A 12,575-nucleotide genomic window follows, 5' to 3' on the forward strand; every position below is an offset into this window, starting at 1 on the left:
CGGCCTGGCCATCTGCACGCCTTACACTCTGTCGACTGGCGCTGAGCGTCCATGGGCCAACCTTGCAGACAGAGGAGACCAACGATGACCAGAAACTGGTTCGACCAGGGCGGGCAAGCCTACGCGCAGTTTCGTCCCGAGTACCCACCCGAGCTGTCCGCCTGGCTGGCGTCGATTGCGCCTGACACGGCCCTGGCGGTGGATGTCGGCTGCGGCAACGGGCAGCTTACCGAGCCACTGGCCGCGCATTTCACCCAGGTGCTGGGGTTTGATCCCAGCGCCAGCCAGATTGCGCAGAGCAGTGCCCGCAGCAACGTGGCCTACCAGTGCGCGCCGGCCGAATGCCTGCCGGTCGCTGAAGGTTGTGCCAGCCTGATCACCGCCGCCCAGGCCGCGCACTGGTTCGACCTGCCGGCATTTTATGCCGAGGCCCGGCGCATTGCGGCACCTGGTGCGGTGCTGGCGTTGATCTGCTATGGCGTCTTGAATCTGGATGCAGAGCTGGATGAACGCTTCCAACGGTTCTACTGGCAAGAAATCGGTCCGTTCTGGCCAGCCGGACGTGCCCTGGTAGACAAGGGCTACGCCACGCTGGCATTTCCGTTCGAGCCCTTGCCGGTCCCGCCTTTGCAGATCCGCCTGGAATGGGACCTGCCAGCCTTCCTTGGTTATGTCTCGACCTGGTCGGCTGTGCGTCAGGCGCGCGAAGCGGGGCAGGAAGCGGTGTTGCAACGCTTTGCCGAAGACCTTTCGGCACACTGGGGTAACCCTGGCGACAGGCGCACGGTGGTCTGGCCGATCAAGATGCGCGTGGGCACAATCGGGCCATAAGCCATTTGCCAGTGCGCATCCGGCGCGGTAATCTCGATGCCATGACCTTGTTATCGCTGACCTCGACCCTCACCAGCACGACCGCCACAGGCGGGTCGGGTGCGGCGTCGTGAGTCGATAACAGCACGATTCCCCCAAGGCCCCGCCAGCGATGACGGGGCCTTTTTTGTGGCTGCGCGTCGCCGGCTTTCAAGCAAGGAGACGCGACATGCACGCTTTATTGATTCTGGATATGCAGGACGGCCTGTTTCATGGCCCGGAGCCGATCTGGCGCCGCGAACAGTTACTGGCCACCATCAACCGCCTGCTGGACAAGGCACACATGGCCGGCGCACCGGTATTCCTGGCCCGTCATGTCGGCCCGGCCGGTTCGCCCATTGAACCGGGCAGCGCGCTGACGCGACTGGTCGATGGGTTGCATGTGCAAGGTGATGAAACGGTGTTCGAGAAAACCCGTCCCAATGCCTTTGCCGGCACCGGCCTGATGGCGTGGCTCAAGGCGCAGGAGCTGCAGGGGGTGGTGATTGCGGGCCTGAAAACCCAGTATTGCGTCGACAGCACATGCCGTGCCGCCAGGGATCTGGGCCTGGACGCGGTGTTGATCGAGGACGGCCACAGTTGCTCGGACACCCCGGTACTGAATGCCGGGCACATCGTTGCCCATCACAATGCGACCCTGAACGGAGCGTTCTGCCGGGTGATGCCTGCCGATGACTGGCCGTTTGCCTGAAGCCTAAAGCCCGCCGAGCAGCCGCTTGACGTTCTGGACCATCAATCCGATGTCGAACGGCTTTTCGTAGACGGCTGCAAACAGATCGGGACGTGAGACGCCCAGGTGCGCCTGGGCGCCGCTCATCAGGATGATCGGCACGGTCTCGAACTGCTTGTTGGACCGTGCCGCTTCCGCGAACTCGATGCCGTTCATTCCCGGCATCATGTAATCGGTAATGATCAGATGAGGCCGCTCCCGGTCCAGAATGGTCAATGCCCGGGAGCCACTGCCGGCCGTAACGGTGAGGTAGCCTTCGTCCTCCAGCGCGAAGCTGAGGATCTCGGCAATCAGATATTCATCATCGACGATTAAAATCGTGCTCATATCAAGCCCACCCCACCCGATAAGTCATGAGCGAGATGACGGTCGAGCAATTGCGCTACTTTCGTCGTCAGATACATGAGAAAAAGCCTTACGAACGCCTACGCCCTGATGATCTATCACGAGCTCTAGAAGGGCAGGATCATAATTACTGTCCCTGACTTTAAGGATGGACAGGTGCCGCTTAAGTTCAGCCTCTGTCTCTGCGAATCGGACCAGCAGCAGGTTATCGACGATTCCGGACAGATCGGAAGCCGGGGCATCGATCCCCTCCCCCAGAATGCTGCGCACTTCCCAGGAGGCCAGCACCGTGACGTTTCGGCTGCGCAGCTCACTCATCAGGGCCGTGTACAGGTCGAGCAGCCGTGATTTGTCAGCGGCTGTCCTGCCCATCCCGCCCAGGCTGTCAATAAACACCCGCTTGATGGACTTCTGCTCGACCAGGCGCAGCAGTTCGAGCGCCAGCTTGTCGACTTTTTCAGTGGCGATCGAGCGCCATACCAGAGTCAGTGCGCCGGACTCTTCCAGTGCTTCGAAATCACGCCCCAAGGCCTTGGCCTTCAGGCGCAGGCGCTGGGGGGATTCGTAGAAGCCGAAGTACAGCCCCGGTTCTTCGGCTGTCGATTCGGAAAGAAAATTGATCCCGAACGAGGTCTTGCCGGAGCCTGAAGGCCCCATGATCAGCGACACCGAGGACGACATCAGGCCACCGCTGATAAACGGGTCCAGCGAGGCAATACCGCTGGGTATGATCGAGATTTCGGCACTGTCACGCATGGGCGAATGGGTGATGGTGCTTTCAAGGCGCGGATAGATGACCAGGCCGTCGTCGGTGATCTCGCACTCATGATCACCTGCCAGCGCGGCGCTGCCGCGGGTCTTGCGCATGCGGATGCGACGCATCTGGCGGGCACCGACCTGTTCTTCGCCCAGTTCCAGTACACCATCGACCATGGTGTGTTCCGGGCTGCCGTCGTCGAGCTGGGAGCTGGTCAGGAAGAACACGGTGCAACCGGCGAAGGCGGCATGGCCTTGCAGTTCGGAGATAAAGCGCTTGGTGTTGAGGGGGGAATCCGCCTTGGAACGGGCATTGAGCAGCCCGTCGAGAATCATGACCGTGGACTTCTGGCGGGAGATTTCCCGACGCAGCAGCTTGACCACTTCATCGAGTCCTTCGTTTTCCATGGTGTCGAACGCGCTGATGAACTGGATCTCTTCACCGATGCGGGTCTTGTCGAAAAAGCTCAATGTCGAGAGAAACTGAAACAGTCGCTCGTGAGGTTCGGCCAGCAGCGTGGCGAACAACACGCGACCACCATCGCGTACATGATTGAAACCGATCTGGTTGGCCAGAATGGTTTTACCCGAGCCAGGGCGCCCTTGAATGATGTAGGAGGATCCTGAAACGAACCCTCCCTTCAGCAGCTCGTCAAGTCCTTCGACTCCGCTCTGAAGGCGTTTTAGCTGGTTCAAGATTACATTTCCCCCGGGATTCGGCTGCGTAAAAACGGTAATTCGCCGCACGCACAAAATGCGCATTCTGGCCTTGTTACCAGTGCTTCTCAAGCCTGATCGACATTTGATGAACCGCCTGCACGATCATGGCAGGTTGTCGTCTGGACAATGACGATGTTAAGCAATGCTTGGACAGGCAACATAATAGAACAGCAGGAGAAGAACTAAGTTTCGGCCCAATGGCACCGACCCATGACCTGGACAGCAAAGATAGGATCCAATAATTCAGACAGTCGTTGGAATAACCTGTTCTGCATGAAGATCGCTGACATTCGATTGACAGCAAAAAGCCGCATGATAACGGGTGGTCCCTCTGCAGTCAGGCGATTATGATAGCTCATAGCTATCAATTTTTTCATTCAAGGCCGATTAAAGAACCTGCAAGGAAAGGAGTCCTGCCGATGTTTGTCATTGTCTTTCAGGTGTCCTCATGCTCAAACCCACTCTGGCTCGATGGTTCGCGCTGCGTCACAGCCACCCGCTGATCTGGCGCCTGCTCCCGGCGATCATGGCCTTGTCGCTGCTGATCGTGCTGGGCTGCTACCTGTTGGTAAAGACCGCCCTGAGCCAGGACGCCGACGTGCAGCAACGCTCGCGCATGTTCATTGCCCGTACGGTGGAGCAGGTGCGCAACGAAGTGGGCCTGAATATCATCAACTACAGCAAATGGGGCGAGGCCTACAAAAACCTGCACCTGGAGGTGGACAAGGTCTGGGCCGACGAGCAGCGCAACGTCGGCGACATTCCCTACGAGCTATATGGCTACAACGGTGTGTTCGTGGTCAATGCCCAGGACCGCACGGTGTACACCGTGATTGACGGCAAGGCGGCCAGCGTGCAGGCCGGCGACTGGCTGCAAGGTGACCTGCCTACCCTGCTGGTGGCGGCGCGTGAGGCCGACCGCAACGATACCAGCGTCGTGCAGGCGTTCAGGGTCGATGGGGTGGCCGCGCTGGCGGCGGCATCGGCCATTACACCGGGCTGGGATCCGGCCCTGCAAAGAACGCCCGGCCCGGCCTCGGTCATGATTCTGGTCTCGGTCCTGAGCCAGGACAAACTGGAACGCCTGAGCGAAACCTATGGTCTGCCGGAGCTGACGGTGTCGCCACGGCCGCTGCCCGGCCTGCAATCGATGAGGTTGCTGGATTCGGACATTCATCTCAACTGGACACCGCCGACCCCCGGCATGCATTTGCTTGGCCAGACACTGCCGGTGTTCATCGCCGGCGTCCTGGCGCTGATCGGTGTACTGACCGTGCTGGTGCGCCATGCCATGGCGTCGGCGCGCCAGCTTGAGGCGCAGTTCGCCGAGATCCGGCACTTGTCGCAGCATGACTTTCTGACCGGACTGCCCAATCGGTACCAACTCGATCAGTTCCTCACTCGCCATCTGCAGCGTGATGGCCTGCAACGGCTGGCGGTACTGAGTCTGGACCTGGACGGTTTCAAGCCGATCAATGATGCGCTGGGCCACGCCGCAGGCGACCGGGTATTACAAGACGTGGCACAGCGACTGCGCGACATGACACCCGCACACGGCATGATGGCTCGCTTTGGTGGTGATGAGTTCATCATGGTCTGGCCGGACGCACCCGGCTTGCCGGACATCGAGTGCCTCTGTGCACAGATCATCGACGCCCTGCGCGCCCCTGTCGAGCTGCCCACCGGCAACGTGAGGCTGGGTACCAGCATTGGCATCGCTCTGGCGCCGCAGCACGCCGGCAGCGCCCTTGAGCTGTTACGCATGAGCGATACGGCGTTGTACCAGGCAAAATCGGCGGGGCGCTGTACCTGGCGGGTTTACCAGATGGCGATGGAAACAGGTCAGAAAGGCTAGGCGGCGTCTGTCCGGTAACCGGATATAACGCCGCCCCGGTCACGCCTACAGGCGGAACTGGCTCACCAGCCCGTTGAACGACACGGCCAGGCGTGACAGTTCCTGGCTGGAGGCGCTGGTCTGGTTGGCACCGGCGGCGGTCTGGGTCGAGAGGTCCTGGATATTGACCAGGTTGCGGTCCACTTCACGGGCGACGTGGGCCTGCTCTTCGGAAGCGGTGGCGATCAGCATGTTGCGGTCGTTGATCTGCGCGATGCTGTGCGCGATGCGTTCCAGGGACTGACCGGTGGCCTGGGCCAGGGACTGGGTGTCGCTGGCCAGGCTACGGCTGTTGCCCATGGCCCGCACGGCCTGGTCGGCACTGCTCTGCACCGAGCTGATCATGGCTTCGATCTCGCCGGTGGACGCCTGGGTACGGGCCGCCAGGGCGCGGACTTCATCGGCGACCACGGCAAAACCACGGCCTTGCTCGCCGGCACGGGCCGCTTCGATGGCGGCGTTGAGGGCCAGCAGGTTGGTCTGCTCGGCAATGCCGCGAATCACGTCCAGCACCTTGCCGATCTCACGTACCTGACCGGCCAGTTCTTCGACCTGAACGGTGGAGCTGGAAATCTCGTTGCTGACCGTATCGATGGCCTTGACCGCCTCGCGGGCCTGATCACGACCACTGGCCGCTTCGGCGCTGGTGACCTTGGAGGCGTCAGAGGTGGAGATGGCATTGCGGGCCACTTCTTCGACGGCCGCCGTCATCTCGTTCACGGCAGTGGCCGCCAGCTGGATTTCGTCGTTCTGGCGGGTCAGGCCACGGCTGCTTTCTTCGGTGACGGCATTGAGCTCTTCGGCGGCAGAGGCCAGTTGGTCAGCGGCACTGGCGATCTGCTGGATGGTGCCTTTCAGGCCGCTCTGCATGCTGCCCAGCGCCGTCAGCAACTGACCGGCTTCGTCGAGACGGGTGCTGGTGATCGGCTGGGTCAGGTCACCGCTGGCCACGCGCTGGGCGCTGGCCACCGCGGTGGCGATCGGCGTGCTGATCAGGCGGCTGATGAACATGCCAAGGCCAAAGGCGGCCAGGAAGGCCACGGCGATGCCGATGTACAGGTTGCGCTTGGCCGCCGTTTCCTGCGCCTCGGCGTCTGCGGCACCTTCACTGGCCTGGCGGTTGTTGGAGTCGACCATGATGGTCAGCTCATCGCTGATGCGCGTGAACGCCTGGAGCACTTCGCCGTCGATCAGTGCCCGTGCAGCATTAAGGTCACCACTGGACACCAGGTTCAGCGCCCGGTCGATCATGGCCTGATACACCGGCCAGTCGATTTCCATCTTGTTTCCGGCGGCACGCTCGTCGTCGGCCAGCGGTGTAATGCGGTACTGGGCAAACGCTTTTTCGGCCGAGGCGCGGTTATCACGCAGACGCGTGATGATGCGCTCGCGATCGGCCGGCGGGGCATTGACGGCCACGGCCGACAGCAGGCGATACAGGTCGCGGTTCTGCGCCACGGTGCTGGTCTTGGTCTCGTTGGTCTTGCTGACCGACACCAGGTTATTGGCGAACACCTGCTTGAGGCTTGAGGAAAGCTCACTGATACCGCGACTGCCGATCAGCCCCACAGCCAGCGTAATAAGTGCGCACAGCGCAAAGGAGGTGAGGAGCTTGGTCGAGAGTTTGGCGTTGTAAAACCAGTTCATGCTTGAATCCTTCAAAGACCGGCGCAGGCAAGAGCGCATAGGGTTAAAAGCTACAACAGGCCTTATCGGCCGCAATCAAGCGGAATACAGACCGTTCGGAAATTTTTATAGATTTTTCACGTAATCGGATCGTTGCGCCCACAATCGCCTAGGAAATTTTCACACCACTCGGGTTAAGATCGCGGGCCTTGAACACCCGAGACCACAACCGGATGTCCGCCACGCCCAGTCCTTCAAGCCCTGCCCTGCCAACCGTCCTGGCCGGCCCTATCCTGCGTCGTCAGGAAAGCGGACGCCTGGTGTTCTGGCTGACGGGCTCACGCAGCATCGACCTGACCTTGCGCCTGGCCTACACCGATGCCCAGGGCCAGGTGCAGCAGCTTGACCATGCGCTGGACGGCGACCGCTGCAAGGTCATTGCCGTCGGCCAGCATGCATTCGTGCACCTGATCGACCTGACGCTGGACACGCCGTTGCCCTGCGACACGCAGATCGACTACGACCTGCTGACCGACGATGCTCGGCCATCGATCGCCGACTGGGCGCCGCACCTGTTGTATGCCGGCGCGAAACTGCCCAACTTCGTGATTCGCAGCCGCATCGACCATATGTTGCATGGCTCTTGCCGCAAGCCGCACCATCCTTCTCTGGATGGTCTGCTGTGCGCTGACCGGCTGCTGGCCGAGACGCCCATCCCCTCGCAGCGCCCGGCCCTGTTGATGATGAGCGGCGATCAGGTGTATGCCGATGACGTCGCAGGCCCTACGCTGAGGGCCATCCATGCGCTGATCGAACGCCTGGGGCTGTTCGATGAAAAGCTTGATGGCGCGATCGTCGAAGACAGCGTCGCGCTCTACGCCCATGAGGCCAGTTATTATGAACGCGCCGAGCTGCTGCCGGCGCTCAAGAGCAACGAGACCCTGCGCGACCGGTTCTTTGGCGGCGTCAGCAAACCGGTGTTCACCAGCAGCAATGCCGGCAATCACCTCGTGACCCTGGGCGAGATCATGGCCATGTACCTGCTGGTCTGGTCGCCGGTGCCCTGGACGCTGATCGACCCGGACCTGCCTGAGCTGACGCCTGACGAACACACGTGCTACATCCAGGAGCAGGAAGTCATCGATGCCTTTCGCGACAACCTGGGCGATGTGGCACGGGTCATGGCGCACCTGCAATGCCTGATGATCTTCGACGACCATGATGTGACCGACGACTGGAACCTGTCGGCCAGCTGGGAAGAAACCGCCTACGGGCATCCGTTCTCGCGGCGCATCATCGGCAATGCGCTGGTGGCCTACCTGTTGTGCCAGGGCTGGGGCAACAACCCCGACGCCTTCGACGAGCCGCTGCAACAGTTGCAGGCCTTGAGCCGTGGCGCTGTCGACAACGGTGGCCTGCTCGACAGCGCGGCGCTGGATGCCTTGATCAATGATCTGCTGCGTTTCGAGCGCTGGCACTATGTGATGCCGACCGAGCCTGCGCTGGTGGTGCTCGACACCCGTACCCGGCGCTGGCGCAGCGAGTTCAATCTGAGCCAGCCGTCGGGGCTGATGGACTGGGAAGCCTTGTGCGAGCTGCAACAGGAACTGCTCGACCACAAGAGCGCCATTATCGTGTCGCCGGCACCGGTGTTCGGCGTCAAGCTGATCGAGGCCATCCAGCGGGTGTTCAGTTGGTGCGGCTATCCCTTGCTGGTGGACGCCGAGAACTGGATGGCGCATCGCGGGGCGGCACCGGCGATCCTGAATATCTTTCGCCATTCGCGCACGCCGGGCAATTACGTGATCCTGTCGGGGGACGTGCATTATTCGTTCGTCTACGAAGTGCTGATCCGCGAACGCAAGGGCACGCCGCACATCTGGCAAATCACCAGCAGCGGCATCAAGAACGAATTTCCAAGGCGCCTGCTCGATACCTTTGACCGCCTCAACCGCTGGCTATACTCTCCGCGTTCACCGCTGAACTGGTTCACCAAGCGCCGCCTGATGAAGGTGATCCCGCGGGTGCCCGAGCACAGCAAGGCCGGTGAGCGGTTGTGGAACTCGGCCGGGCTCGGCCAGGTGTTCTTCGACACCACGGGGCAGCCGACCAGAATCTACCAGCTCAATGCCAATGGCATGCCACCGACCCGTTTCGTGGAGCTGGAGCAAGACCGGGAAAGCCCGGATGGCCAATGGTCAAACGCATCCGGGCAACCCCATCGCTGAACCTTATGGCCCCTTGCCCGGTCGATAACTGCTGACTGGCCAGGATTTCTGGCACCGTTTCTGGAGACCACCCCCGTGCTATCGCATCCACGTATCGCCAGGCTCAATGCCTGGGGCGCCCACGGTTTTACTGCTACTGGCGTGGTCCTGGCCTTTCTGGCCACCATCGCCCTGTTCGAAAACCAACCCAAGGCCTGCCTGCTCTGGCTGGGCATCGCCCTGATCGTCGACGGCGTGGACGGCTCGCTGGCGCGCAAGGTCAACACCCATTCGGTGCTGCCGCATTTCGACGGTTCGACGCTGGATCTGGTCATCGATTACCTGACCTATGTGTTCATTCCGGCGCTGTTCATCTATCGCTACATTCCCTTACCGGACTACACGCTGCTGCTGAGCATCTCGACGATCCTGGTGTCGTCGCTGTTCTGTTTCTGCAACGTCGACATGAAGAGCAAGGACAACTATTTCCAGGGCTTTCCGGCCGCGTGGAACGTGGTGGCTCTGTGTATGTTCATTCTGTCACCGTCACCGTGGATGAGCTTCCTGACCATCATCGGCCTGGCCCTGCTGACATTGACGCGCATGAAATTCCTGCATCCGTTTCGCGTGCGTCGCTTCATGCCGATCAACATTGCCGTGACCACCGTGTGGCTGGTCAGCAGTGGCTGGCTGATTGTCAGCCACCCTCATGAAAGCCCGCTGGTGCTGGGGGTCTGGGCGCTGATGTCGGCGTATTTCCTGGGGATCTGCATCTGGCGCACATCGCTGGAATGGCTGGGCCGGCTCAAGGGCTGAGCCTGCAGGACTGACTTCGGGCCGCACTCGGACGACCGAGTGCGAAGCGCTCGCAGAAATCTGTGAAACGCTGCAATTTTACGACTGCTACGCAGCCGGTCGTCCGAGTGCGGCCCACGCCAAGCGGGCTCCTACCAGCATTCAGGCATCGCGCAGGTTCGTAGCTGAAGCCGCTCCTGCGTCTTGCTTGCCGAAGTGGTAGGTGGCCAGGCAGCACAGCAGCAGGCCGGCCACGGCCAGCATGCCGCCGATGATGCCGACATTGGCCACACCCAGCTGACTGCTGACCACGCTGCCCAACAGGGCACCGCCGCCGATACCGATATTGAAGATTCCCGAGAACAGCGACATCGCCACGTCGGTGGCGTCTGGCGCCAGGGTCAGTACCCGCGATTGCTGGACCAGCCCGAAACACATCATCGCCACGCCCCACACCACGCTCAGCGTGCCGATCGCGCCGGCACTGCCGGACATGGGCAGCATCAGCATCAGGCACAGCGCCAGCACGCTGATGGTGCCGATCAGCAGGCCATTGGGGTAGCGGCTGCTGAACAGGCTGAAAATGATCGAGCCGACAATACCGGCGCCACCGAACAGCAACAGCAGTAAGGTGGTCATCTCGCCGGGCAGCCGGGCGACGTTCTGGGCGAACGGCTCGATGTAGGTGTAGGCGGTGAAGTGCGCGGTCACCACCGTGGCGGTCAGTGCATAGAGCACCATCAGCCGTGGCCGCTTGAACAGCATCGGCAGGCTGCGCAAGGAGCCGGAATTCTGACTGGGCAGTGCCGGCAGCGCGCGCCAGATCATCAGCAGGGTCAGGGCCGAGACCCCGGCAATGGCCATGAAGGTGGTGCGCCAGCCCAGGGCTTCGCCAAGAATCCGCCCCAGCGGAATGCCCAGCACCATCGCCAGCGAAGTGCCGGTCGCCAGCAGGCCCAGCGCCTGGACCTGTTTGCCAGGCGGCGCAATGCGCACGGCCAGCGAGGCGGTGATCGACCAGAACACCGCATGCGCAAAGGCAATGCCGACCCGGCTGGCCAGCAATACACCAAAGCTGTTGGCGGTGGCCGAGACCATGTGGCTGAGGATGAACAACACGAACAGGGCAATCAGCAGCTTGCGCCGCTCGATATTGCGGGTGATGAGCATCATTGGCAGTGACATCAGCGACACCACCCAGGCATAGATGGTCAGCATCAGGCCGACCTGCGCGGTGCTCATGTCGAAGCTCTGGCCGATATTGCTCAGCAGGCCGATGGGCACAAATTCAGTGGTGTTGAAGATAAAGGCTGCCAGCGCCAGCGCAATCACGCCAAGCCAGCTACCGGATTGCGCGGTCGAAGGGGTATTCATCAGGTAGGCAACGCCTCTGGTTGGACTGCGACCCGAAGGTCGACTGCCAGACGCTGCAAAGCGCCTGGCACCGGTGTGCAAAAGCCGATGCCGCCGACCACGATACAAAACCGCCAACGCAGAAAAGCCCCGTTCGTGGCCTGTGCCTGAACGTGGCGTGCATGGAGGTAATTATTGTGGGTATGGGAGAGACAACCGGATGCGGCGAATTCTACGTCTGCTTCAACGACGGTACAACCGGTGCATTGGCCAGATGATGGCCGGGGTGACCATCGGTCTTCGATTGCGCGCGGCACAATGCAGAGTTGCAGGGCGCGGCATTTACCGGCTTTTCCTGGCAGGCCAGACTACCGGCTGTTCTGTCCAAGGAAACAATTGCCATGTATCGCTCGATCCTGGTGGCCCTCGATGGCAGCGCACAAAGCGCCAAGGTGCTGGAACTCGCGGGCTCATTGAGCACCGCCGGCACCACGTTGCATCTGGTCTGTGTCGTCGATGCCGCCTATGCCCTGCCGGACCCGGATGATGGCTTTGATCAGGAACAGTACCCGGCCGCCGCGCACGAACAGCACCATGCGCAGGCGCTGCTTGAACAGGCGTGGCGCGAGCTGCTCAGCCGCGACCTCACCTGCACATGCACCTGCAACACCCTGACCGGACAGCCGGCCCAGGCGATCTGCACCGAAGCGGCCCGGCTCGGGAGCGACCTGATCGTGATCGGCCATCGGCACCTGTCACGCCTGGAGCGGCTGTTTTCACCGTCGGTGGGCAATCAGATCCTGAATACCGCGCCGTGCCCGGTACTGGTCGAGGTGCGCTAGGCATCAGACCTTCTTGACGAACTCGGACTTGAGCTTCATGGCGCCAATGCCGTCGATCTTGCAGTCGATGTCGTGATCACCGTCGACCAGACGGATGTTCTTGACCTTGGTGCCGACCTTGACCACCAGGGAGGAACCCTTGACCTTGAGGTCCTTGATCACGGTCACGGTGTCGCCGTCCTGCAAGACGTTGCCAGTGGCATCCTTGATGACCTTGACGTCGTCCGCCTCGCCGGTATCACCCGCAGCAGACCATTCGTGGGCGCACTCCGGACAGATCAGCATCTCGCCGTCTTCGTAGGTGTACTCGGAGTTGCATTTCGGGCAGGACGGTAAACTCACAATCGCTCTCGCATCAGGGGGGTGGGGAAAAACCACGCAATTATAAAGGTTTTTTACCCGGACCGGGCAATGCCCTGTGCCAGGGCGTGCTGGCC

Annotated in this window: 11 protein-coding genes; 6 read left to right on the top strand and 5 right to left on the bottom strand. The window is 61.4% G+C overall.

Annotation, left to right across the window (positions count from 1 at the left end; all coding sequences use genetic code 11):
• Positions 1-84 precede the first annotated feature (84 nt).
• Positions 85-831, top strand: a complete 747-nt coding sequence (locus ASF84_RS26000; RefSeq protein WP_109514369.1) for a class I SAM-dependent methyltransferase — start codon at positions 85-87, stop codon at positions 829-831.
• 208 nt (positions 832-1,039) lie between these two features.
• Positions 1,040-1,561, top strand: coding sequence for a cysteine hydrolase family protein (locus ASF84_RS26005; protein ID WP_056841771.1), 522 nt, complete (start codon positions 1,040-1,042; stop codon positions 1,559-1,561).
• A 3-nt stretch (positions 1,562-1,564) separates the two neighbouring features.
• Here ASF84_RS26005 and ASF84_RS26010 read toward each other — a convergent pair whose 3' ends face one another.
• Positions 1,565-1,927: a response regulator gene (locus ASF84_RS26010; RefSeq protein ID WP_056841772.1), complete on the bottom strand. Its 363-nt coding sequence runs from the start codon at positions 1,925-1,927 to the stop codon at positions 1,565-1,567.
• A 24-nt stretch (positions 1,928-1,951) separates the two neighbouring features.
• The gene (locus ASF84_RS26015) at positions 1,952-3,397 is read right to left on the bottom strand and encodes an ATPase domain-containing protein (protein ID WP_056841773.1); all 1,446 of its coding nucleotides are present in this window, start codon (positions 3,395-3,397) and stop codon (positions 1,952-1,954) included.
• A gap of 472 nt (positions 3,398-3,869) precedes the next feature.
• Between ASF84_RS26015 and ASF84_RS26020 the strand changes: the two genes are divergently transcribed.
• A complete protein-coding gene (locus ASF84_RS26020) occupies positions 3,870-5,276 on the top strand; it encodes a diguanylate cyclase domain-containing protein (protein ID WP_056841774.1) in 1,407 nt (468 codons plus the stop codon).
• 45 nt (positions 5,277-5,321) lie between these two features.
• Here the strand turns inward: ASF84_RS26020 and ASF84_RS26025 are convergent, their stop codons facing one another.
• Entirely contained in the window at positions 5,322-6,962 is a 1,641-nt protein-coding gene (locus ASF84_RS26025) for a methyl-accepting chemotaxis protein (protein WP_056841775.1), read from the bottom strand.
• 212 nt (positions 6,963-7,174) lie between these two features.
• Between ASF84_RS26025 and ASF84_RS26030 the strand changes: the two genes are divergently transcribed.
• Positions 7,175-9,169 (top strand): hypothetical protein, encoded by a 1,995-nt coding sequence (locus ASF84_RS26030; protein ID WP_056841776.1) that lies wholly within the window; start codon positions 7,175-7,177, stop codon positions 9,167-9,169.
• 75 nt (positions 9,170-9,244) lie between these two features.
• Positions 9,245-9,964 carry a phosphatidylcholine synthase gene (gene pcsA, locus ASF84_RS26035; RefSeq protein WP_056841777.1) on the top strand — a complete coding sequence of 240 codons (720 nt, stop codon included), beginning with the start codon at positions 9,245-9,247 and terminating at the stop codon, positions 9,962-9,964.
• A 141-nt stretch (positions 9,965-10,105) separates the two neighbouring features.
• Here pcsA and ASF84_RS26040 read toward each other — a convergent pair whose 3' ends face one another.
• Positions 10,106-11,317 (bottom strand): sugar transporter, encoded by a 1,212-nt coding sequence (locus ASF84_RS26040; RefSeq protein ID WP_056841778.1) that lies wholly within the window; start codon positions 11,315-11,317, stop codon positions 10,106-10,108.
• A 380-nt stretch (positions 11,318-11,697) separates the two neighbouring features.
• On the opposite strand from ASF84_RS26040, the gene ASF84_RS26045 reads away from it, so the two are divergent.
• Positions 11,698-12,138 (top strand): universal stress protein, encoded by a 441-nt coding sequence (locus ASF84_RS26045; RefSeq protein ID WP_056841779.1) that lies wholly within the window; start codon positions 11,698-11,700, stop codon positions 12,136-12,138.
• Positions 12,139-12,141: 3 nt separating this feature from the next.
• Here the strand turns inward: ASF84_RS26045 and ASF84_RS26050 are convergent, their stop codons facing one another.
• Positions 12,142-12,483, bottom strand: a complete 342-nt coding sequence (locus ASF84_RS26050) for a zinc ribbon domain-containing protein YjdM (protein ID WP_056841808.1) — start codon at positions 12,481-12,483, stop codon at positions 12,142-12,144.
• Between the last annotated feature and the right edge of the window lie 92 nt (positions 12,484-12,575).

The sequence above is a fragment of the Pseudomonas sp. Leaf127 genome, from assembly GCF_001423155.1.
GTDB classification, from domain to species: Bacteria; Pseudomonadota; Gammaproteobacteria; order Pseudomonadales; family Pseudomonadaceae; genus Aquipseudomonas; species Aquipseudomonas ovata.

Bases quoted from the DNA above. Each gene is read 5' to 3' on its own strand.
- ASF84_RS26030 (WP_056841776.1), top strand. From the start codon at position 7,175: ATGTCCGCCACGCCCAGTCCTTCAAGCCCTGCCCTGCCAACCGTCCTG.
- ASF84_RS26045 (WP_056841779.1), top strand. From the start codon at position 11,698: ATGTATCGCTCGATCCTGGTGGCCCTCGATGGCAGCGCACAAAGCGCC.
- ASF84_RS26020 (WP_056841774.1), top strand. From the start codon at position 3,870: ATGCTCAAACCCACTCTGGCTCGATGGTTCGCGCTGCGTCACAGCCAC.
- ASF84_RS26025 (WP_056841775.1), bottom strand. From the start codon at position 6,962: ATGAACTGGTTTTACAACGCCAAACTCTCGACCAAGCTCCTCACCTCC.
- ASF84_RS26005 (WP_056841771.1), top strand. From the start codon at position 1,040: ATGCACGCTTTATTGATTCTGGATATGCAGGACGGCCTGTTTCATGGC.
- ASF84_RS26010 (WP_056841772.1), bottom strand. From the start codon at position 1,927: ATGAGCACGATTTTAATCGTCGATGATGAATATCTGATTGCCGAGATC.
- ASF84_RS26040 (WP_056841778.1), bottom strand. From the start codon at position 11,317: ATGAATACCCCTTCGACCGCGCAATCCGGTAGCTGGCTTGGCGTGATT.
- ASF84_RS26000 (WP_109514369.1), top strand. From the start codon at position 85: ATGACCAGAAACTGGTTCGACCAGGGCGGGCAAGCCTACGCGCAGTTT.